This is a genomic window from Trujillonella endophytica, assembly GCF_900110555.1.
GTDB lineage: Bacteria > Actinomycetota > Actinomycetes > Mycobacteriales > Geodermatophilaceae > Trujillonella > Trujillonella endophytica.
On sequence record NZ_FOEE01000023.1, the window covers coordinates 15,553 to 36,121 of the forward strand.

Annotated in this window: 21 protein-coding genes and 1 pseudogene; 7 read left to right on the forward strand and 15 right to left on the reverse strand. The window is 75.5% G+C overall.

Features of this window, described 5'->3' with window-relative positions:
- Positions 1-25 precede the first annotated feature (25 nt).
- Entirely contained in the window at positions 26-388 is a 363-nt protein-coding gene (locus tag BMY88_RS22425) for a DUF1330 domain-containing protein (protein ID WP_091949366.1), read from the forward strand.
- A 28-nt stretch (positions 389-416) separates the two neighbouring features.
- Here BMY88_RS22425 and BMY88_RS22430 read toward each other — a convergent pair whose 3' ends face one another.
- On the reverse strand, positions 417-3,680 hold the full coding sequence (locus BMY88_RS22430) for a DEAD/DEAH box helicase (RefSeq protein WP_091949369.1): 3,264 nt from the start codon (positions 3,678-3,680) through the stop codon (positions 417-419).
- Positions 3,681-3,835: 155 nt separating this feature from the next.
- Between BMY88_RS22430 and BMY88_RS22435 the strand changes: the two genes are divergently transcribed.
- Positions 3,836-4,456: a hypothetical protein gene (locus BMY88_RS22435; RefSeq protein ID WP_091949372.1), complete on the forward strand. Its 621-nt coding sequence runs from the start codon at positions 3,836-3,838 to the stop codon at positions 4,454-4,456.
- Between the two features lie 108 nt (positions 4,457-4,564).
- On the opposite strand, the gene BMY88_RS22440 is transcribed toward BMY88_RS22435, so the two are convergent.
- The 8 genes from BMY88_RS22440 to BMY88_RS22475 all read right to left on the reverse strand — a co-directional run bounded on the left by BMY88_RS22440 (position 4,565) and on the right by BMY88_RS22475 (position 12,049).
- Positions 4,565-5,068 (reverse strand): DUF5336 domain-containing protein, encoded by a 504-nt coding sequence (locus tag BMY88_RS22440; RefSeq protein ID WP_091949375.1) that lies wholly within the window; start codon positions 5,066-5,068, stop codon positions 4,565-4,567.
- A 76-nt stretch (positions 5,069-5,144) separates the two neighbouring features.
- On the reverse strand, positions 5,145-5,555 hold the full coding sequence (locus tag BMY88_RS22445; protein ID WP_091949424.1) for a MaoC/PaaZ C-terminal domain-containing protein: 411 nt from the start codon (positions 5,553-5,555) through the stop codon (positions 5,145-5,147).
- Positions 5,555-6,034, reverse strand: a complete 480-nt coding sequence (locus BMY88_RS22450) for an FAS1-like dehydratase domain-containing protein (RefSeq protein ID WP_091949378.1) — start codon at positions 6,032-6,034, stop codon at positions 5,555-5,557. Before BMY88_RS22450 ends, BMY88_RS22445 begins: the two co-directional genes overlap by 1 nt.
- A gap of 10 nt (positions 6,035-6,044) precedes the next feature.
- Positions 6,045-7,148: an acyl-CoA dehydrogenase family protein gene (locus BMY88_RS22455; protein WP_211435783.1), complete on the reverse strand. Its 1,104-nt coding sequence runs from the start codon at positions 7,146-7,148 to the stop codon at positions 6,045-6,047.
- Positions 7,145-8,368 (reverse strand): acyl-CoA dehydrogenase family protein, encoded by a 1,224-nt coding sequence (locus BMY88_RS22460; RefSeq protein WP_091949381.1) that lies wholly within the window; start codon positions 8,366-8,368, stop codon positions 7,145-7,147. The genes BMY88_RS22455 and BMY88_RS22460 overlap by 4 nt, the downstream gene beginning before the upstream one ends.
- Positions 8,369-8,478: 110 nt before the next feature.
- On the reverse strand, positions 8,479-9,870 hold the full coding sequence (locus tag BMY88_RS22465) for a DUF4407 domain-containing protein (RefSeq protein WP_091949384.1): 1,392 nt from the start codon (positions 9,868-9,870) through the stop codon (positions 8,479-8,481).
- A gap of 47 nt (positions 9,871-9,917) precedes the next feature.
- Positions 9,918-10,952, reverse strand: a complete 1,035-nt coding sequence (locus BMY88_RS22470; protein WP_091949387.1) for an isopenicillin N synthase family dioxygenase — start codon at positions 10,950-10,952, stop codon at positions 9,918-9,920.
- A 140-nt stretch (positions 10,953-11,092) separates the two neighbouring features.
- A complete protein-coding gene (locus BMY88_RS22475; protein ID WP_170861246.1) occupies positions 11,093-12,049 on the reverse strand; it encodes a TIGR03619 family F420-dependent LLM class oxidoreductase in 957 nt (318 codons plus the stop codon).
- 33 nt (positions 12,050-12,082) lie between these two features.
- Between BMY88_RS22475 and BMY88_RS22480 the strand changes: the two genes are divergently transcribed.
- Positions 12,083-13,123: a zinc-binding dehydrogenase gene (locus BMY88_RS22480; protein ID WP_244524871.1), complete on the forward strand. Its 1,041-nt coding sequence runs from the start codon at positions 12,083-12,085 to the stop codon at positions 13,121-13,123.
- A gap of 1 nt (position 13,124) precedes the next feature.
- On the opposite strand, the gene BMY88_RS22485 is transcribed toward BMY88_RS22480, so the two are convergent.
- Positions 13,125-13,886, reverse strand: coding sequence for an enoyl-CoA hydratase-related protein (locus BMY88_RS22485; protein WP_244524872.1), 762 nt, complete (start codon positions 13,884-13,886; stop codon positions 13,125-13,127).
- A gap of 112 nt (positions 13,887-13,998) precedes the next feature.
- Between BMY88_RS22485 and BMY88_RS22490 the strand changes: the two genes are divergently transcribed.
- Positions 13,999-15,255: a hypothetical protein gene (locus BMY88_RS22490; RefSeq protein ID WP_091949394.1), complete on the forward strand. Its 1,257-nt coding sequence runs from the start codon at positions 13,999-14,001 to the stop codon at positions 15,253-15,255.
- A gap of 9 nt (positions 15,256-15,264) precedes the next feature.
- On the opposite strand, the gene BMY88_RS24020 is transcribed toward BMY88_RS22490, so the two are convergent.
- From BMY88_RS24020 to BMY88_RS22500, 3 genes are read right to left on the reverse strand one after another with little or no spacing between them, the layout of a single operon-like run.
- Positions 15,265-16,146, reverse strand: coding sequence for an SGNH/GDSL hydrolase family protein (locus BMY88_RS24020; protein ID WP_170861247.1), 882 nt, complete (start codon positions 16,144-16,146; stop codon positions 15,265-15,267).
- Positions 16,143-16,364: a hypothetical protein gene (locus tag BMY88_RS24025; protein ID WP_170861248.1), complete on the reverse strand. Its 222-nt coding sequence runs from the start codon at positions 16,362-16,364 to the stop codon at positions 16,143-16,145. Before BMY88_RS24025 ends, BMY88_RS24020 begins: the two co-directional genes overlap by 4 nt.
- A 36-nt stretch (positions 16,365-16,400) precedes the next feature.
- The gene (locus BMY88_RS22500; protein ID WP_091949400.1) at positions 16,401-16,982 is read right to left on the reverse strand and encodes a TIGR03086 family metal-binding protein; all 582 of its coding nucleotides are present in this window, start codon (positions 16,980-16,982) and stop codon (positions 16,401-16,403) included.
- Between the two features lie 113 nt (positions 16,983-17,095).
- Here BMY88_RS22500 and BMY88_RS22505 point away from each other — a divergent pair, with 113 nt between their 5' ends.
- From BMY88_RS22505 to BMY88_RS22515, 3 genes are all read left to right on the forward strand, one after another.
- The gene (locus BMY88_RS22505) at positions 17,096-17,863 is read left to right on the forward strand and encodes a DUF6308 family protein (RefSeq protein ID WP_091949403.1); all 768 of its coding nucleotides are present in this window, start codon (positions 17,096-17,098) and stop codon (positions 17,861-17,863) included.
- Positions 17,864-17,868: 5 nt separating this feature from the next.
- The gene (locus BMY88_RS22510; RefSeq protein WP_091949435.1) at positions 17,869-18,288 is read left to right on the forward strand and encodes a DUF1810 domain-containing protein; all 420 of its coding nucleotides are present in this window, start codon (positions 17,869-17,871) and stop codon (positions 18,286-18,288) included.
- A gap of 67 nt (positions 18,289-18,355) precedes the next feature.
- Positions 18,356-19,396: a glutathione S-transferase family protein gene (locus BMY88_RS22515; protein ID WP_091949438.1), complete on the forward strand. Its 1,041-nt coding sequence runs from the start codon at positions 18,356-18,358 to the stop codon at positions 19,394-19,396.
- A gap of 11 nt (positions 19,397-19,407) precedes the next feature.
- Here BMY88_RS22515 and BMY88_RS22520 read toward each other — a convergent pair whose 3' ends face one another.
- Positions 19,408-19,644 carry a hypothetical protein gene (locus BMY88_RS22520; protein WP_211435784.1) on the reverse strand — a complete coding sequence of 79 codons (237 nt, stop codon included), beginning with the start codon at positions 19,642-19,644 and terminating at the stop codon, positions 19,408-19,410.
- Positions 19,645-20,070: 426 nt separating this feature from the next.
- Positions 20,071-20,569: pseudogene (locus BMY88_RS22525) on the reverse strand (hypothetical protein); the annotation flags it as partial.

A 20,569-nucleotide genomic window follows, 5' to 3' on the forward strand; every position in this document is an offset into this window, starting at 1 on the left:
GGCGCCGAGCACTAGCGTCGCCGCCATGGCCATCGATCCCACCGGCGCCGACCTCAAGCGATTCCTCGCCGAGGACCCCGGCGGCCCGGTCGTGATGCTCAACCTGCTGCGCTTCGCCGAGGGCGGCCGCGCGTCCTACGAGCAGTACTCGAACGCCATCCGCGACACCTTCCTCCCCCGCTACGGCGCCGAGGTCGTCTACGCCGGCAGCGGCACCACCGCGCTCGTCGCCGAGCCGGGCCAGGAGTGGGACGCCGTCCTCCTCGTCCGCTATCCCAGCCGCGAGGCCTTCAGCCGGATGGTCGCCGACCCCGAGTACCAGCAGTTCACGCACTTCCGCACGGAGGCGCTCACCGAGGCCGTCCTCCAGCCGACCACGCCCTGGTAGTCCCGGTCGCGGGCTTGACCGCGGAGGCTCAGGTGAACAGGCCGCGGATGTCCTCGGCGGTCAACGGGCCGGCCAGCGCGCCGCCGTCGTCCTCCATCACGCGGGCGAACAGGTCGCGCTTGCGGGCCTGCAGCGCGACCACCTTCTGCTCGATCGTGTCGGCGGCGACCAGCCGGTAGACCATCACCGTCTTGTCCTGGCCGATCCGGTGCGCGCGGTCGATGGCCTGCGCCTCGGCGGCCGGGTTCCACCACGGGTCGAGCACGAACACGTAGTCGGCCTCGGTCAGGTTCAGCCCGAACCCGCCGGCCTTGAGGCTGATCAGGAACACGGGCGCCTGACCGTCGCGGAAGGCGGTGATCGCCGCGTCCCGGTCGCGGGTCGACCCGTCGAGGTAGGCGTAGGGCAGGCCGGCGGCGTCGAGGCGCCGGCGCACGGTGCCGAGGAAGCCGGTGAACGAGCTGAACACCAGCGCCCGGTGCCCCTCGGCGACCACCTCCTGCAGGTGCTCCAGGAACGCGTCGGCCTTGCTGGAGGCGATGCCGGCGTACTCGTCGTCCACCAGCGCCGGGTCCAGCGCCAGCTGCCGCAGCAGCGTGAGCGAGCTGAAGATCGTGAACCGGTTGCTCTGCAGGTCCTCGACCAGCCCGAGCACCTTCTTCCGCTCCCGCTGCAGGTGGGTGTCGTAGACCTTGCGGTGCTTGGGGTTGAGCACCACCTCCAGCACCTGCTCCTGCTTGGGCGGCAGCTCGGCGGCCACCTGCTCCTTGGTGCGGCGGCGCATCAGCGGCCGGATCCGCCGCTTGAGGGTGTCCAGCCGCTCGGCGTCGCGGCCGCGCTCGATGGGGGTGCGGAAGTGCTCGGTGAACCCCTTCGGGCTGGGGAAGAGCCCCGGCGCGACGATCGACAGCATCGACCACAGGTCCATCAGGTTGTTCTCCACCGGGGTGCCGGTGATCGCGAGCTTGAACCGCGCCGGCAGCCGCCGCGCGGCCGCATAGGTCTTGGCCTGGTGGTTCTTCACGAACTGCGCCTCGTCGAGCACCAGCCCGCTCCACGGCAGCGCCCCGTAGTCGGCCTCCCCCAGCCGCAGCAGCGTGTACGAGGTGACGACGACGTCCGCGCCGGCCACCGCCTCGGCCAGCGACGTGCCCCGCTTGCGGCCGGTCGCATCGACCGTGCGCACCCGCAGCCCGGGCGCGAACCGCTCGGCCTCCCGCGCCCAGTTCGACACCACGCTCGTCGGGGCCACCACCAGCGCGGGCGCGGTCAGCTCACCGGCTTCCTTCGCGCGGCAGAACAGCGCCAGCGCCTGCAGGGTCTTGCCCAGCCCCATGTCGTCGGCCAGCACGCCGCCGAGGCCGACGTCCCACAGCGTCGACAGCCACTGGAAGCCCTCGAGCTGGTACGGGCGCAGCTGCGCGGCCAACCCGGCCGGTGCCGCGGGCGGCGGCGCGTCCTCGACGTCGAGCAGCCGGCGGACGTCGCGCGCCCACCGCTCGCTCTGCTCGTCGACCACGCCGAGGGCCACGAGCTCCTCCCACAGCCCGGCCTGGTAGCGGCTGATCCGCAGCCCGGGCCGGTCGGCGTCCTGCAGCGCCCGCGCCTCGTCGATCAGCTTCCGCAGCTGGTCGAACTCCGGCCGGCGGACGTCGAACCACGTGCCGCTCGGCAGCAGCACGAACTCCTCGCCCGACGCCAGCGCCGCGAACAGCAGCGTGAACGGGATGTCCTCGCCGTCCACGCTGACCGTGACGCCCAGGTCGAACCAGTCGCCGTCGTCCCGCTCGACCGTCGACACCGCCACCACCGGCGCCGACTCGGCCTGCCGGTACTCCGGCGGCTCGCCGGTCACCTCCACGACCACGCCGGCAGCGGCCAGCCGGGGCAGGAAGTCGGTGAAGAGCACGACGGTGTCCATCCCGGACAGCTCCGCGGTCGCGATCGGCCGCGGCGGGGCGACGTGCCACAGCCGCAGGAGCCGCTGCGGGGGCGCGGGCAGGGCGCGCAGCAGCCGGTCCTCCGCGTCGACGTCCCGCCCCGCGTCCGGGACGACCCCGGTGCCGCGGGCCAGCGGCACCCGCCGCACCTCCTCCCCCGTGCGGTAGAGCACCGACCAGCCGAGCCGGACCCGGTGGCCCGGCGTGTGCTCGACCGACAGGGACAGCTGCGGCGGCAGCACGTCCGGGAGCTGCACCGACCCGTCGGTCGAGCGGACCGGCAACGCGCGGCGCAGCACGGGGTAGAACGCGCTGAGGAAGCGGGCGCGGTCGGCCGCCGGCACCCGCACGGCACCGCGGGCCAGGAGCCGCTCGACGCTCTTCGGCACCCGCTGCACCGGCACGAGCACCAGCCCGTCGTCCGGCACGAGGCCCGCCGGCGCCTCGGGACCCGGTAGCAGCGCGGCGCCGTGCGGCGGGCCGCCGATCAGCAGCAGCGACTCCACCGGGACGCGGACCTCGTCCGACAGCTCCACCACCGGCTGCATCCGCAGGTCGGCCTCGCCGTCGCGGCGGACGTCGACGAAGAGCTCCCCCGGCTCCTTCGCGATCCGCACCGGGGCGCCGCGCGCGGTCAGGAGCGTCACGCCGTCGTCCACCGCCTGCTGCAGCGCCGGCCACAGCGCGGCGCCGAACTCCTCGAGCCGCACCGGGGGCTCGGAGCCGCCGCCGTACCAGTGGTTGCGCCCGTCGCTGCCCGCCCGGTGCGCCTGGTGCAGGGCGACGAGCGCGGCGACGTGCGCCTCGTTGCGACGCCCGGTGTAGTACTGCAGGTCGCGCCAGGAGACCCCGGTGCGCACCCAGCGGCCCTTCGCGCCGGGCACCACCGGGCGCAGCCGCACCGAGCTCCTCGCGGACGGGCCGCGCCCGCCGGTCGACTCGACGTCGAACTGCAGCCCGAGCGGAGTGCTGTGCAGCGATCCGCCCGGCGCGTCGGTCTCCACCAGATCGGACAGCGCCGACTCCCACTCGGGCGCGCGGGGTGCGGACGTCGAGGGGTGCGTGCCGCGGGCGGCGATCAGCAGCGCGGCGACGTGCTTGCAGTCGCCGCCGACCGGGCAGCTGCACTGCCCCCACCACGTCGCCGTCACGCTGTCGTAGTCCGCCACCGTGCGGTAGATCCGCGCCTGGCTGCCGACCACGAAGCCGGAGACCTCCCGGATCGCGGCGGCGTAGGAGATCTCCGAGACCCGGCCCGTCTGCGCGTAGACGGCGCCACGCCGCCACGCCTCGTCGCCGACCGAACGGCGGACGACGGCGTCGGACAGCAGCGGCCGCAGGTCCTGGAGCACGCCACGAGGCTAGGGCCGCCGGGTGACGAACCGGTTGCTCGTCCACAGCCGCGCCGCGGAGCGCCACCCCTTGTCCTCCGCGGACGGGGGCGAGCACCCTGGCGCTCGCGGCGGGGCCGCCGGGGTGTCGCCGCCGACGGGAGAGGAGCGGCGCCGTGTACGCCCGATCCACCACCATCCGCGGTACCACCGCAGCCATCGACGCGGGCATCGCCTACATGCGCGAAGAGGCCATGCCGGCCATCGAGCAGATGTCCGGTTCCGTCGGCCTGTCCCTGCTCGTCGACCGGGACACCGGCCGCTGCATCGCCACGTCGGCCTGGCAGGACGAGGAGTCCATGCACGCCAGCGCCGACCTCGTACACCCCATGCGCGAGCGCCTGGTCGCGACGTTCGGCGGCGAACCCGAGGTGCAGGAGTGGGAGATCGCCGTCCTGCACCGCGAGCACCCCATGCGCGACCACGGCGCGGCCCGGGTCACCTGGGTCCAGGTTCCCAGCGGGGAGATGGACCGCTTCCTCGACGCCTACCGGACCAGCCTGATGCCGCTGCTCCAGGAGCTGCCCAACTTCCGCAGCCTGAGCCTCCTCGCCGATCGGGCGACCGACCGCGTCGTCGGCACCGTGACCTTCCACAGCCGCGTGGCCCTGGAGGCCGCACGCGACCGGACGCGGATGATGCGCGAGGAGTTCACCGGCTCGGTCGGCGCGCGGGTCCTGGACGTCGCCGAGATGGACGTCGCCCTCGCGCACCTGCGGGTCCCCGAACTGGTCTGACGCGCACACTCTCCGCGACGACAGCAGCCGCCCGGACCGAGGTCCGGACGGCTGCTGTGGTGCTCGGAGCCGCCGCGCTGCGGCCCCGAAGGTCAAGCGGTCAAGCGGTCAGTGCCGACCGTCGGTCACGGCCGCGCCGCGCCAGTCGTCGTCACCCTCGGGCTCCTTGGCCAGCAGGCCGGCCCCGACGGACCAGACGATGCCGCCGAGCAAGGAGATCCAGACGCCGATCTCCACCTCGACCTCGACGTCGCCCGACGCGATGCCCGTGGCGTCGAAGAGGTTGCTCAGCGCCAGCAGGGTGGCGGCGATGCCCACCGCCATCGCGGTCAGCGTGAGGCCGCGGTGCTGCTTGCCGCGGGCGCGGGAGATCGCGTAGAGCAGCGCCACGACCAGGCCCACGCCGAGGTAGGCGGTGAAGGGGATCGCGCCGTCGGAGTCGTACCCCGAGATGGTCTCGTCCGCCTCGGTGACGGAGAACCAGTCCAGGAACACGGAGATCAGGAAGATCAGGACACCGACGGCGGCGACGTACGCGCCCATCGGGTTGGTGCGCCGGTCGTGCGTGCCGGTGCGGCCGGGCGCGGAGCCGGAGTGCTCAGGAGATGCCATGGCTCCCCGGTACCCGCGGCCGCCCGCATTATCTGGATGTTTCCTGAACGTCACCTGAACGTGTCATTGGCGCGGGTCAGGCCTCGAGGGCGGCCGTCGCCGTGCCGACGACGACGTCCCGGCCGTCCTGGTTGGCGGTGACGATGTCGAGGTCCACCGAGTCCGCGTGCACCGCGGTCACCGTCATCGTCGTGACCAGCGTGTCGCCCGGCCAGACCTGCCCGCGGAACTGCACCCCGAACGACAGCAGCCGCCCCTCCCCCACCCAGTCGGTGAGCGCCCGTCCGGTCATCCCCATCGTGAGCATCCCGTGCGCGAACACCCCCGGGAAGCCGGCCACCTGCGTCGCGAAGACCTCGTCGGTGTGCAGCGGGTTGTAGTCCCCGCTCGCCCCGGCGTACATGACGATCTGGGTGCGCGTCAGGTCGTCGACCACGGTCGCCTCCCGGACCGTGCCGACCTCGACGTCCCCCCTGCGGAGCACCATCACGCCTCACCCGACCCGGGCTCGGCCCCCGGCGCCTGCGACGTCGCCACCGCGACCGACCGCGCGGTCACCACCAGCTCCCCGTCGGCGTCCCGGTACTCGGTGACGTAGGACGTGAACCGCAGCGTGCCGCCCCGCCGGCCCTCCTTCGTCCACTCCTCGCCCGGCCGGCGCGAGGGGGTCAGCACGTCCCCCACCCGCAGCGGGCGGTGGTAGGTGAAGTGCTGCTCCGCGTGCAGCGTCGACGTCCGGGACTCGCCGCCGTCCAGGCCCGCCGTCCCGCTGGGCGTCCGCCCCGACCCCATCCACGGCTCCCCCGGCCTCGGCCGCAGCGGGTGCTCGGGCTCGAACTGGGCGCCCGCCACCGGAAACGTCGGCGGGGCGAGCGCCTCCGGGTCGTACACCGCGGCCGGATCACCGATCGCCCGGCGGAACATCAGCACGTGCCCGGCCTCGACCGGGAAGCGCGGCTCGGTCATGCCGACCTCCTCAGTGCCCCAGCTGCCTCAGCAGCGCCTCACGGTGCTCGGCCGGCGAGCCGAACAACAGCTCCGCGCTCTTGGCCCGCCGGTAGTACAGGTGCGCCGGGTGCTCCCAGGTGAAGCCGATCCCACCGTGCACCTGGATGCCGGACGCCGCCGCCGCGAAGTACGCCTCCCCGCAGAACGACGCCGCCACGCGCGCGGCCACCGGCAGGTCGGGCGCCGCCGCGTCGACCGCCCCCAGCGCCGCCTCCGCCGCCACCCGCATCCGCTCGACGTCGATCAGCATGTCCGCGCACCGGTGCTTGACCGCCTGGAACGAGCCGATCGCCCGGCCGAACTGGTACCGCGTCCCCGCGTACTCCACGGCCATCTCCAGCACCCGCTGCGCGCCGCCCACCGACTCCGCCGCCAGCGCCGCGAGCGCGCGGTCCAGCAGCGCCGCCGACACCCGCCCGCCGTCGCCGACCGCCCCGACCAGCGCGGCGGGCGTCGCGTGCAGCTCCACCCGCGCCTGCCGGCGGGTGAGGTCGAGCGTGCGCAGCGGCGTCCGCGACAGGCCGGCCGCCGAGGACGGGACGGCGAACAGGCCGGCGCCCCCCTCGGCGTCGGCGAACACCAGGAGCAGGTCGGCCGTCGCGCCGTCGAGGACGCCGTCCACCGTGCCCTCCAGCAGCCAGCCCCGCGTGCCCGCGATCGCCCGCGCGCGCGGCCCGGTCCCGAGGCCGCCGACAGCCACGCGCAGCCGCCCGGCCGCGATCTCCGGCAGGTGGTCGGCCTGCGCCGCGACGTCCCCGGACAGCAGCAGCGCGTGCACGCCGAGCACGACCGTCGAGAACAGCGGCGCCGGCAGCAGCGCCCGCCCCGCCTCCTCCAGGACGACGCCCAGCGCCGCGAACCCCGCGCCCGAGCCGCCGAACTCCTCCGGCACGACCAGCCCGGTCAGCCCCAGCTCCCCGGCCAGCCGCGCCCACACCGCGGGGTCGAAGCCGGTCCGCGTCTCCGCCAGCCGCCGCACCTCGGCCTCCGGCACGGCGTCGGCCAGGAACGCCCGCACCGACCGCCGCAGCGCCGCCAGGTCCTCGGCGGAGGAGACCACCGCCGCGCTCACGAGCGACCACCGCCGACCCGCAGCTCGCGGAAGGGCACGTCGCGGTCCACCGCCGGCTCGCGCGGCAGCCCCAGCACGCGCTCCCCCAGGATGTTCTTCATGATCTCCGGCGTGCCGCCGGCGATGCTGTTGCCCGGCGCGCCGAGCAGGGCCTGCGTCCAGCGCTCGGCGTCCCGGTCGCCGGGATCCCACGCGGTGCCGGCCGTGCCGATCAGTTCCAGCCCGACCTCGGCGGCGTGGCGGGCCAGCTGCGCGCCCGCGAGCTTGGCCACCGACCCCTGCGGGCCGGGCGTGCGGCCGGCCTTCACGTCGGCGCGGATCCGCTGCGACAGCAGCTCCAGCAGCCGCTCCTCGACGAACACCGACGCCAGCGACTGCCGCAGCACCGGGTCCGCCAGGCCGCCGCGGCGCCCGGCGAGCTCGGCCAGGGCCGCGAACTCCCCGCCGCCGAGGCGCCGGCCCAGCCCGCCGCCGCCCGCGCCGATCGACACCCGCTCGTTCATCAGCGTGGTGACGGCGGCCTGCCAGCCGCGGTCGACGTCGCCGACGACGGCGTCCCCGGGCACGTGCACGTCGTCCAGGAACACCTCGTTGAAGCCGCTGCCCCCGGTGATCTGCCGCAGAGGGCGGATCGTCACGCCCGGCGCACGCATGTCCAGGACGAACATCGTCAGCCCGAGGTGCTTGGGGACGTCGGGGTTCGTGCGCGCCAGCAGCAGCCCGAAGTCGGAGTACTGCGCGCCCGACGTCCACACCTTCTGCCCGTTCACGACCCAGTCGTCGCCGTCGCGCACCGCCCGGGTCCGCAGGGAGGCGACGTCGGAGCCCGCGCCCGGCTCGCTGAACAGCTGGCACCACACCTCGTCGCCGCGCAGCATCCGCGCCAGGTGCCGGTCGCGCTGCGCCTGGGTGCCCAGCTCCTGCAGCGTCGGCGCGCACATGCCCAGCCCGATGAGCAGCGGCATGGTCGGGACGACGTAGGGCTCGGCCTCCTCGTTGAAGGCCAGCTGGTGGGCGGTGGTCAGCCCCTGCCCGCCGTACTCGACCGGCCAGGTCAGCCCGGCGAGGCCGGCGTCGAACAGTGCGCCCTGGAAGCGCCGGGCGACGTCGACGGCGTCGGTCGACTCGCCGTCGGACGCCCCGCCGGTCAGCGCCACGTGCTCGGCGAACCAGGCGCGCACACGATGCCGGAAGGCGTCGAGGGACTCGTCGGTGGCCACGCTGCGCTCCTCACACCCCGACGGCGCGCCGGTGGCACGGGTCACAACGGGGGTTCTGCCCGGAAGCTACCGAGCCGGGAGCGCAGCCGTCGAGGGGACCGGCGCGTCGCTCAGGCGGGGACCTCGGGACGGCGCCGCGCGGTCCGCACCGTGCGCGCGGCGCTGCGGGCCAGCCGGATCGGGCCGGTGTCCCACAGGGCCCGCAGCGGGTCCTCGCCGTTCGCCTGGACCGGCGCCCCGGCCGGTGCCGCGGCGGGCGCGTGCGCCGGCTGCTGAGCGGTCGCGAGCGCCGTGCGCCGGCGCGCCAGGATCGCCTGCTTCTGCCGGTCGACGCGTTCCTTCTCGGCCATCACCAGGAGCTCCTCCTGGGCCTGGGCGATGTCCACCCGGGAGCGCTTCTGCAGCTCCTCGACCTCGACGTCGCCGTCGTCGCGCAGCGCCGCCAGCCGGTCGTAGGCCGACGGCGGGCCGAAGTTGAGCAGCAGCTTGACCAGCACCGGGAGCATCTCGACGCAGAGGAACAGCAGCGACAGCATCGTCTTGGCCGCCCACAGCGTGGTGTTCCGGTCGCTGAGCCGGTCGAGGGCCTCCAGCCGCAGCAGGATGCCGCCGGAGCCTCCGTTGGTGGCGTCGAACTGCGCCTGCAGCCGGTCCTGCTCGGCGGTCAGCCGCTCCAGCTGGGCGGCGTCGGTGGTCAGCGAGGACTGCGCGAGCGCCAGGCTGCGCTCCTCGGCGTCGGAGGCGTCCGAGCGGGCATCGGTCAGCGCGGCCTGGGCCACGGTCACCGCGGCGGTGGCGCCCTCGGCCGCCGTCCGGGCCGACTGGTACGCCGTCCCGGTGCCGGCCTCGCCGGTGCCGCAGGTGCCGTCGAGCTCGCACTGGGCCCGCGCCTGCAGCTCGCGCTGCGTGGTCACGGCCTGGGCCAGCGCCGCCTGCTTCGCGGCGACGTCGGCCTGCACCGCGGTCAGCGCCGGGTCGGCCGCACCGCCGGTGGCCACGATCTGCTCCTCGAGCGCCACCTGCGCGGCCAGCTCGGGCAGCCCGGTGAACCGGGCGTCGGACTCCAGCGAGGTCCGGTACGCGTCGGCCGCCTCGGCCTGCATGGTGACGATCTCGGTGTCGATCTCCTTGTGGAAGACCTGCAGCGTCAGCGGGGTCGCGATCACCACGCCCAGCACGAGGGCCAGGCCCAGCCGCGGCACGGCGAGCGCGATGTTGCGCCCCACCGACGCGTCGTGGGCCATGCCGACCAGCAGCATCCGGTCCAGGTTGACGACGACGAAGCCCCAGCCCAGCCCGATCAGCAGCGCGACCGGCCACCACACGCCCAGTGCCATGGCGACGGCGAACGCCATCGACAGCACCGCCAGCCCGCCGGTGCTCAGCAGCACCCCGCCGAGCGCCACGAACCGCGGTCGCGCCCCGGGCGCCGCCTCCAGCAGCTCGGCCCGGGCGCCACCCAGCGTCGCCAGGAAGTCGCCGATGCGCCGTCGTCGTGCCATGCCTTCCTCATCGGCAGTCCGCGGCGGTCACGGAACGGTGACGGGGACTACGGCCTGCCGGCCATCAGGCGCTCGGTCTCCCGGCCGGCGTTCGGGTTGGGCACCCCGGCCCGCGAGCCGGCCAGCTTCGCCGCCAGGTGCTCCCCCACGGTCACCGGTCCGTAGCGGTCGGGGTGGTCGGCGCCGACGCACTGCGGGAGCGTGGTCACCACCGCATCGACGTCGCCGTCGCAGAAGAAGGCCGCCGACCGGCGCCGGCGGATCGTGCCGTCGACGACCGGCGGGACGACGCGGTGCAGCGTGGACAACCAGCGGTCGTTGGTCCAGCGGCCGGTGAGGTCGCCGAGGTTGACCAGGAGCGCGCCCTCGGCCGGCTGGACGTCGTGCCAGGCCCCGTCGCCCCCGAGCACCTGCAGCCCCGGCACCCGGTCGGCCCACAGCACGGTCACGATCCCGTAGTCGGTGTGCGCCCCCATGCCGGTGAGCGGCCCCCCGCCGGCGTCCACGGTGCCGGGCGGCAGGGCGTAGTCGTTCATCCGCAGGACGTCGACGGAGTGGTCCAGGTAGGCGTCGAAGAACCCCTCCGGCAGGCCGAGGGCGTCCGCGGCCACCCGGGTGAGCGTGCGGGCCACCCGCCGGGCCTCGGTGAAGTAGGTCCACACCCGCGCCTCGAACCCGCGGACCTCCGCCGGCCACACGTTCTCGGCGTAGTGGTCGGCGGGCAGGTCGTCGCGGCCGTAGGTCGAGCGGGCCGCGCCGACGTTGAACGCCTCGAAGTAGTCGTTGCCGCCGGCCGGCCCGACCCCGAGGGACAGCGACAGCGACTCCGACCTCGGCGGGCTGTAGCCGCGGTTGATCTCCGGCGGTGTGCGGTAGGCCAGCTTCGTCCCGAGGTCGAGGGCGAAGAACTCGTCCATCGCGGTGGTCAGGCCCTCGACGACGTCGTCCGCCATGCCGTGGCCGGTCACCTGGACGAAGCCGACCTCGCGGCAGGCGGCGTCGAACGCCGTCGCGGCCGCGGCCCGGTCCCCCTCGCCGGTCACGTACGGGGAGATGTCCACGGTCGGCACCTGGAAGCTCACGCCGACCGACGGTAGGGGCGCGGCATTACGCCGCTGTTGCCGCCCGCCGCCCGCCACCCCCCGGGCAGAAGCTCGAAATTGCCCCGGGGCAGAAGCGCGAAATTGCACCGCGCAGAAGCGCGGAATTGCACGGGCGGGGGTCAGCGGAACGCGGCGATCACGTTCTCCGCGATCCAGTGCAGCCCCTCGAGGTGGCCCTCCAGGGTGTCGGGCGCCTCGGCCAGCGACGGCACGCTGGTCGCGGTCACGCCGAACCCGGCGAGCCGGCCGACCTCGTCCACGATCTGCTGCGCGCTGGTCGGCTGGAACGCCGACGGCTGCACGGTGTGGTTCGGCCCGATCCGCGGCTGCATCAGCGGGTAGTTGACGCCCAGCGGCCGGCCGTCGCGCAGGTCGGCCACCGACTCGAGCATCGCCGGCAACTGCTCGGGCTCCTCCAGCCACGGTCCCTTCCCGAGCAGGCCCCCGGCCGGCGCCCAGCCGTCGCCCACCCGGGCGGCCCGCCGCAGCGACACCAGCGACCGCCCGCCGAACCACAGCGGCGGGTGCGGCTGCTGCACCGGCTTGGGCTCGAACACCACGTCGGAGAACCGCACCCACTCCCCCGCGAACCGGGGGTCCGCGGCGGTCCAGAGCTCCTTCATCGCCGCGACGTACTCGTCCATCACCGCGCCGCGCCACTCGAACGGCACCCCGAGCGCGGCGAACTCCCCCGGCGCCATGCCGACGCCGAACGTCAGCGTCACCCGCCCGCCGGAGAGCACGTCGAGGGTCGACACGGCCTTCGCGAAGTCCACCGGGTGGTGGTAGGGCAGCACGATGACCGCGGAGTTGACCCGGATCCGCGTCGTCGCCCCGGCCAGGAACGCCATCGCCGTGAACGCGTGCGGCCAGTGCGCGCCCATGTTCGCCGTCAGCGACGTGGGGACGACGAGGTGCTCGGAGACCGAGATCGAGTCGAAGCCCAACTCGTCGGCGGTGCGGGCGATCCGCTGGTAGTCGGCGGTCGTCAGCCGGGCCTGCCACGCGTCGCCGCCCGGCGGGTACCGGCTCGGCGGATACCGGTCGAGGCCGGGCAGGCCGGTCGAGAACTCCACGGCAGGGGCCTCCCGATGTGCTCCACTTCCGCCGTGCTGACCACCAGCCTCGACGCCGCACGCACCGTAGCCGTCCGCGAGGTCCCCGAGCCGACCGTGCAGCGGCCGACCGACGCCGTCGTCCGGGTCACCGCGACCTGCATCTGCGGCTCGGACCTGCACTCCTACCGCGGCGCCGGTGCCGGCCTGCCGCTGCTCATGGGCCACGAGTTCCTCGGCGTCGTGACCGACGTGGGGTCCGCCGTCACCACCGTGGCCCCCGGCGACCTCGTGGTGCCGCACTTCGCCGTCGTCGACGGCACGTGCCCCAGCTGCCGGCGGGGGTTCCCGGGGTCCTGCGCACGGCTCTCCTTCTACGGGCTGCCGGACGCCGAGGGTGTGCCCACGGTCGGCGGCCAGTCCGAGCGGGTCCGGGTGCCGCTGGCCGACGGCACGCTCGTGCGGGTCGGCGACCGCCCGGCCGACGTGACCGACGGCGACCTGCTCGCCCTCTCCGACGTGATGGGCACCGGCCACCACGCCGCCGTTTCCGCGGGCGTCGGGCCCGGCTCGACGGTCGTCGTGGTCGGCGACGGCGCCGTCGGCCTGTCCGCAGTGCTCGCGGCCCGCCGGCTGGGGGCCGAGCGGGTCGTGGTCCTCTCCCGGCACCCCGACCGGGCCGCGCTGGCCCGCCAGCTCGGCGCCACCGACGTCGTCGCCGAGCGCGGACGGGAGGGGGTGGCCGCCGTCCGCGAGCTGCTCGGCCGGGACGGCGCCGACGCGGTCTGCGAGTGCGTCGGCTCGCAGGACGCGGTGGACACCGCCGTCGCGCTCACCCGGCCCGGCGGTGCCGTCGGCTTCGTCGGCGCGCCGCAGGCGGTCCTGCCGTTCCGGCGCCTGTTCATGAGGAACGTGCGCGCCGGCGGCGGGGTCGCACCGGTCCGCGCCTACCTGCCCGAGCTGCTGGACGCCGTCCTCGCCGGCGGCCTGCGACCGGGCCGGGTGTTCGACCGCGAGCTGCCGCTGGCGGAGGCCGCCGAGGGCTACCGCGCGATGGACGCCCGCGAGGCGGTCAAGGTGCTGCTCCGGCCCTGAGCTACTTCTTCTGCGCCTGCCGCCGCATCGACCACATCTGCGCCGGCCGCTCGAACTGCGTGGCCACCTCCCAGGAGACCGCCGTCGCCGTCTCCTTGCGGAAGTTGCCCACGGTCACCCGCGCCAGCTCCGGGTCCGCGGCGACCCGGGCGGCCAGCTCGCGGGCGCGCGACTCCACGGCGTCGGCGTCCACCGCCTCCCAGGCCAGGCCCAGCTCGACGGCCCGGGCGCCGCTGACCTCCTCGCCGAACAGCACCATCGCCGCGGCCGCCTCGCGGCCGATCAGCCGGGACAGGATCACGAAGTGGCCGCCGCCGGGGTGCATGCCGCGCTTGAGGAAGCCGGCCAGCAGCCGGGCGTCGGAGGCCACCACCCGCAGGTCCGTGGCCAGCAGCATGTTCATGCCGGCGCCGACGGCCGAGCCGCGGACGGCGGCGATCGTCGGCACCTTCACGTGGCCCAGCCGGTAGAACGAGTCGTAGATCGTCGACATGCCGTCGTAGAGGTCGGGGCGGGCCGGGTCCTCGCCGGCGGCGGTCAGCGTGGCGACGTCGCCGCCCGCGCAGAACGACTTCCCGACCGCGGTGACCACGAGGGCGCCGACCTCGGGCCGGGCGTCGACCTCGTCGAAGGTGGCGATCAGCTCGGCGGCCATCGCGGGGGTGAGCGCGTTGCGCCGGTCGGGCGCGTTCAGCGTCACCACCGCCACGCCGCCGTCGATCGCGAGCAGGACCTCACCGGAGCCGGACTCGGGCACGGACACAACCTCTCCTCATCGAGAATTCGTACGCAGGGTTATTCGACCACGGCCCTGCGGCCGCGGCATCAAGCCGGCCGCCAGCCCGCTGCAAGGCCGCGCCCCGACGCTGCCGGCCATGACCTCCTCCGCCCGCGCGGCCCGCGCCGTCCTGGTCGCCGCCGCCCTGTTCACGGCCGCGTGCTCGACCACCGACGACGGCCCGGCCGACCCGCCGATCCTCGACTACCCCGGGGTCGGCGGGCTCCCGGCCGCCGACACCCCCGCCGGACCGCCGCCGGCGAGCACCGCGCTCTCCGACGAGTACCTCGGCATCCTCGACGCCGCCGCGCCGCTCGGCCCGGACGGCGACGTCTACACGGTCGCGCCCGGGCCCGGTGGCTCGGTGGTGGCGCTGGCCGGGTTCGACGCTGCCCGCCCCGCCGTGGTCGCCGAGTACGTACCCGGCCCCGGCGGACCGCAGCTCGCCCGGAGCGTCGAGATCCCGCCGGTGGACGACTACTCGGACCTGCACGTCGCCCCCGACGGCACGGTGCTGGTGCTGGGTCAGGTGGTCGACGGGGATGGCAGCACGCTCCTCGTGCGGATCGCCCCCGGCGCGACGGAGGCGCAGGTGCTCACCGTGGCCACCGGCGCCGAGGCCTACTCCGGGGGCCCGGCCCCGATCGAGGGATCCGCGCTCGGCCCGGACGGGACCACGCTGGCCGTCACGGTCAACGACTACCCCGGCGACGTGCCCTTCGGGCGGCTGCTCACCGTGGACGCCGCCACCGGCGTGGTGACCGCCGACCACCAGCTCGAGCTCGGCGCGGCGAACCGGTCCACCGCGCTCGAGGTCGCGTTCCGGCCCGACGGCGGGATCGCGCTCCTGGCCCTCGCCGACCTCGACGACGACGGGAACGTGGGCGACGCCGTGCTCGCCGGGTACGACGCCGACCTGCGGCCGGACGGCGAGGCGGTGCGCCTCTCCGGGCGCAGCGACGCATGGGCCCTGGACCTGCACCTGCTCGACGACGGGAGCGCCGTGGTGCTCGTCGACGGCGGACCGCTCGGCGGCTCCGACCTCGCGCTGTTCGTCGTCCGCGACGGCGCCGTGACCCTCGGCGCCGATCTCGACCAGCTCGAGGCCGAGCGGGTGCCCGAGGCCGTCGCGGTCGCCCCGGACGGGCGCACCGCCGCCGTCCCGTACACCGACGACGGGCGCGCCGCCCTGGCCACGGTCGACCTGGCCACGGGCGAGGTCGTCGCCGACGTGCAGCTGTGCGGCGCCGAGGGCGTCACCGTGTACGCCTACGCCGTGGCGAGCGGGGTCGCGGCCCTCGCGGCGTGCACCGACGTCGCCGAGCAGCGCGCCCACGTCGTCCTCGTCGGCTGACCGGGTCGCTCAGGCGTCGAGCAGCTCCTCGACCAGGTCGGCGAGCAGGCGGTGGCCCGCCGGCGTGGGGTGCACCTCGTCCCGGAACAGCAGGCCGGCGTCGACGGAGCTGCCGCCGTCGGCCTCCGCGACCGGCCGGAAGCCGGCGTAGGCGCTGGCCACGTCGACGCCGTGCGCCCGCGCCGCCGTGACGATCCCGGAGTTGAGGACGTCGGTGCTCCAGGTCGCGAGCGCGTCGGTGTAGTCCGACGCGTAGTAGCTGAGGACGACGATCCGCCCGGCGTAACCCGTGCCGCGCAGCGCCCAGAGGGTCCTGTCCACGTTGGCCCGCACCTGCTCGGCCAGCGCGGCGAAGCCCGCCGGGTCCGCGCAGGCGCCGACGTCCTGGCAGATGAACGCGTCGTTGACCCCGATCTGGAGCGTGACCAGCTCGACGTCGTCGGTGTCCTGGAGGACGCGCACCGCGTGGTCCAGCTGCGACCCCTCGTACCCGACGTGCAACGGGTACTGGTCGCGGAACCCCTCACCCTGACCGCGGTCGTTGGTGCAGCCGTTGCTCGGCGCGGCCTCGTCGATCAGGCTGCCCGTCGTCTCCCCCGGGCAGGCCAGGTTGACCACGGCCAGGGCTCGGTCCTGCCCGATGAGCGCCGGATAGCCGACGAAGACGTCGACGTCGTCGTAGCCGGTCGGGTACTGCGCGACGTAGCCGAAGGGCACCGAGTCCCCCAGCGCCAGGTACGTGCCCTCGGTCGGAGTGCTCGACGCGCTCGGCGTCCCGACCCCGGCCGCACCGGGGACTCCGGCCGGGGCGTCGCCGTCCGCTCCGCAGGCGGCCAGCCCCGCGGCGCCCAGGACGGCCGCCAGCAGGCAGCGGATCCGCCTGCCCGTCACCGACGATCGACCATCCCCGGCATCGGCGGGTCGGCCGGGCGCCCGCGGCCGCCGGCCCGGCGGACGATCAGGACCATCGCGACGGCGTCCAGCAGCAGGCCGACGGTGACCACACCCCAGCCGGCCCCGGTCGCACCGGAGACCAGCAGGACGACGCCGAGGGCCAGGACCGTCGTGGCGACGGCGGCGAGCAGCAGCTCCCGGGGAAGTCCACCCATGGGTGCACTGTCCCACGGGCGGCCGCCCCGCCGGCGTCAGCCGGGCGGTCGCCAGGCGGGGTCGCGGCCGGTCGCGCCCAGCAGCCGGTCGAACGCGGGCGCGTCCGCGGGCACCGCCACCGGCGGCCCGAACAGGCCCTCCTGCGGGGGGCCGTCGCCGGTCGCCTCGATCACGAACTCGGCCGCGGCGGCGGTGGCGCCCGCGTCGGGCCGGTACTCCTGACCGGTGGCGGCCGCGAGGTCCCAGCCGTGCACGAGCACCTCGTCGACCGCCACGGCCGCCATCGCCGGTGCCGGCATGGCGACCCCGCCGGCCTCCGCGGTCCCCTCCCACGCCGCCGGTTCGCGCCACGCCTCCGCCAGCGCGGCCAGGCGCTCGGGGATGCGGGCGCGCCAGTCCGGCGTCAGCGCCGCAGCCGAGGCGTCGGCGCCGCCGGCGGGCCGCTTCTGCGCCGCCAGGGCGAACGCCAGCGCCAGGCCGTCGAGGTGGTCGAGCAGCCCCGCCACGGGGGTGCCGGCGCACGGCGTCGGCCCGGGCAGCTGCTCGTCGCTGATCGCCCCGACCACGCGGGCGGTCTCGGTGACCGCGGCGGCGAGGGCCTGCTGCAACGTCTCCATGAGGGGTCGACCGGGGGCGCGGGCAGAACTCATCGCCGTCGGCCGCCCATCCGGCCGGACCGACCGGACGTGGGTACCGTCGACGCCGAGGCCGTCGTCGGAGGGGGGATCCGGTGGACGTCGCTCTCTCGCTGCCCAGCGTCGGCCCCGATCCGATCGGCCCGGACGACGCGCTCGCCGCCGTCCTCGGGTACGCCCGGGGCCGCCGGCCGCTGCACTTCCGCGCGCCCAACGCCCGCGAGGGGCGATGGGTGCGGGTCCCGGCGTTCGCCTTCGACCGCTTCGACCGGCAGCCGCCCGAGACCTCGGCCCGGATGACCGACCGCGACGTGCTGCTGGCCGAGTCGCTGCACGGCCGGCTCGACCCGGCGGGCTGGACCGTGGTCCGGACCGCCCTCGACGCGGCGCTGCCCGTGGCCGAGGAGGCGGCGCTGCGGGCCGCCGGGCGCGCGTTCTGGGAGCTGCCGGACGACGAGGTGTCCGTGCTCGCCGAGCCCGGCACCGTCGGCGCCGCGGTGCGCACCCTGGCCGCGGGACCGCACGCCCCGTACGTGCTGGCGGCGCTGCACCACCGCCGGCCGGAGCTGTTCCCCCTGCTCGACGGCATCACCCGGCGCCAGCTGTGGCCGCACACCGCCGAGGGCGACAGCGGCGTGCACGCGGTCGTGCTCCGCGAGCTGCGCGCCAACGCCGCCGCCTTCGCCCTGCTGGAGGCCCGGGCAGGGGCGGCCCTAGGGCACCGGGTGACCCGCCTGCGGCTGCACGACGTGTTGCTGTGGCTGGCCGGCTCGCTGCGGACCGAGACGGCCCTGGCCCTGGGCCGCGCGCTCGACGTCGAGGAGGCCGACCTCCGCTCACCGGCCGCCGCCGGTGCCCGGTGAGCACCGTGGGCGATCCCTTCGACCTCCAGCGGTTCGTCGACGCGCAGGCCGGCACGTACGTCGAGGCCCTGGCCGAGCTGCGCGCCGGCGCCAAGCGCAGCCACTGGATGTGGTTCGTCCTGCCACAGGTCGCGGGGCTGGGCCGCAGCGACATGGCGCAGCGCTACGCCATCAGCGGGCTCGACGAGGCCCGCGCCTACCTGGCGCACCCGGTGCTGGGCCCGCGGCTGGTCGAGACGGCGCGGGTGCTCACCGGGCTGACCGGGCGCACCGCCGAGCAGGTGTTCGGTCCGGTGGACGCCGCGAAGCTGCGCTCGTCGATGACGCTGTTCGCCGCGGCCGCGCCGGCCGAACCCGTGTTCCGCGACGTGCTGGACCGGTACTTCGACGGCGCGGAGGACGAGGGGACGACGGCGCGGCTGTGACCCCGGCCGCGAGCCCGCCCGGCGCCTCGACCGGCGCCGCGGCCCGGCGTCGGTCAGGGTGGGCATCGTGAGCGACGACACCAGCGGCTCGGGCTACGTGGCCGGCGGCCAGGAGTACCAGCGCGACTCGAACTACATCACCGACCGGATCACCGCCGACGGCGCCGGCGGGTGGAAGGTGGAGCCCGGTCGGTACCGGCTGGTGGTCGCCCGCGCCTGCCCCTGGGCCAACCGGTCGACGATCGTGCGGCGGCTCCTGGGCCTGGAGCCGGTGCTGTCGATGGGCATCTGCGGGCCGACCCACGACGAGCGCAGCTGGACCTTCGACCTCGACCCCGGCGGGCGCGACCCGGTACTGGACTACGAGCGGCTGCAGGATGCCTTCCTCGCCCGCGACCCGCACTACTCGCGCGGGATCACCGTTCCGGCGATGGTCGACGTCCCCACCCGGGCCGTCGTCACCAACGACTTCGCGCAGATCACCCTCGACCTGTCCACCGAGTGGACGACGTACCACCGAGACGGCGCCCCCGACCTCTACCCCGAGCACCTGCGCGACGAGATGGACGACGTGATGCAGCGCGTCTACACCGAGGTCAACAACGGCGTGTACCGCTGCGGGTTCGCCGGCTCCCAGCGCGCCTACGACAAGGCCTGGACGCGGCTGTTCACCGCGCTGGACTGGCTGTCGGAGCGGCTGGCCGCCCGGCGCTACCTGATGGGCGACACGATCACCGAGGCCGACGTCCGCCTGTTCACCACGCTGGCCCGCTTCGACGCGGTCTACCACGGCCACTTCAAGTGCAACCGGCAGAAGCTCACCGAGCTGCCGGTGCTGTGGGCCTACGCGCGCGACGTGTTCCAGACGCCCGGGTTCGGCGACACCATCGACTTTCCGCAGATCAAGGAGCACTACTACGTCGTCCACGCCGACATCAATCCGACGAAGGTGATCCCGATGGGGCCGGACACCGCGAACTGGCTGACCGCGCACGGGCGCGAGGAGCTCGGCGGGTCGCCGTTCGGGGACGGGACGCCGCCCGGCCCGGTGGCCGCGGGCGAGGAGATCACCGCCGGGCACGGCCCGGGAGGGATCGCCCACCGCTGAGCCCGGGGGCCTCAGTCCCCGCCGCCTCCGCCGCCGCCGTCGCCACCCCCGCCGCTGCTGCTGTCGGATCCGCCCTGGTCGGAGCCGCCGTGGTCGGAGCCGCCGAACCAGGAGCCGTCGGAGTCGGCGCCGTTCCGGCGACCGGAGGGTCGCCCGCGCGCACCTCGGGACCGGCCCCTGTCCCGGACGGCGAGCAGGCCCATGCCCGCGAGGGCGGCCACGAGCAGGACCAGGACCACCGTCGTCACGGGGGCCACTCTCGCGGGTCGGAGCCCGCCGGGCCAGCCCGCGCGGGTGGGATCGAGTAGGGCCCTCCGCCGCTGCCCCCGGGTTCCGGGGGCAGCGGCGGAGGGGGTCCGGCCGGTGCGGAGAGGTCGGGAGTCACTGGGACGCCGCATCGTCCGTGGTGCGTGACTCCAGCCCCCGTTACCTCCCCGCCTCGTGCACCGGCCCGCCCCCGTGAGGGGGCCGACCGGGCACGACCGGTGTCAGCGGCCGGCCGGTGCGTCGCTCCCGGTGGAGAGCCGACGCCCCGGACCGGTCCGCTGCGGGCAGCCGGTCGTGCGGGGTCGTCGAAGCTGGTCCTCCTCCGGGAGCGCGCGATCCGCGCTCCTGCTGGCCGCGCGTCGCCGGGAACCGTCGGAACGGGCCCCGGCCGCGGCCGGGAGGAGGGGTCAGTCGGGCGAGGTGCCCGGGCCGTCGAGGAGCCCGCCGGCGAGGCCGGTGACGGGGACGTCGACGGGAGCGGTGCCGCCGCCCGGTGCGGGCGGAGTGGCGCCGGGTGGGAGGTCGGCGGGCGCGGACGCCTGCGCCGAGGAGTTGCTCGCCGGCGAGGCCGGTGCGGGTGCGGGCGTCGGCAGGTCCGGAGCGCGGTGACCGGCGGGCTCGGGCTCGTCGCCGGCCGGCACGGCGGGCTTCGCGGGGGCCTCGGCCGCGGCCGGGGTGGTGCTCCGGCCGAGAGCGGTCACGGCGGGGGCAGGAACGACGAGCGGCTCGGCGGCCGGCACGGCCACCATGGGGACGGCCACGGGGGTGGGCACCGGGGCCGGCGGGACGACGACGGGCGCCACGACCACGCCCAGGGGCGCAACCACCGGCTGCAACACCGGAGCCAGCGCCTCGACCACGGGCGCCACCACCGGCTGCAACACCGGAGCCAGCGCCTCGACCACG

Bases quoted from the DNA above. Each gene is read 5' to 3' on its own strand.
- BMY88_RS22500 (WP_091949400.1), bottom strand. From the start codon at position 16,982: ATGGAGACGTTGCAGCAGGCCCTCGCCGCCGCGGTCACCGAGACCGCC.
- BMY88_RS22440 (WP_091949375.1), bottom strand. From the start codon at position 5,068: ATGGCATCTCCTGAGCACTCCGGCTCCGCGCCCGGCCGCACCGGCACG.
- BMY88_RS24025 (WP_170861248.1), bottom strand. From the start codon at position 16,364: ATGGGTGGACTTCCCCGGGAGCTGCTGCTCGCCGCCGTCGCCACGACG.
- BMY88_RS22490 (WP_091949394.1), top strand. From the start codon at position 13,999: ATGACCTCCTCCGCCCGCGCGGCCCGCGCCGTCCTGGTCGCCGCCGCC.
- BMY88_RS22450 (WP_091949378.1), bottom strand. From the start codon at position 6,034: ATGACCGAGCCGCGCTTCCCGGTCGAGGCCGGGCACGTGCTGATGTTC.
- BMY88_RS22425 (WP_091949366.1), top strand. From the start codon at position 26: ATGGCCATCGATCCCACCGGCGCCGACCTCAAGCGATTCCTCGCCGAG.
- BMY88_RS22445 (WP_091949424.1), bottom strand. From the start codon at position 5,555: ATGGTGCTCCGCAGGGGGGACGTCGAGGTCGGCACGGTCCGGGAGGCG.
- BMY88_RS22465 (WP_091949384.1), bottom strand. From the start codon at position 9,870: ATGGCACGACGACGGCGCATCGGCGACTTCCTGGCGACGCTGGGTGGC.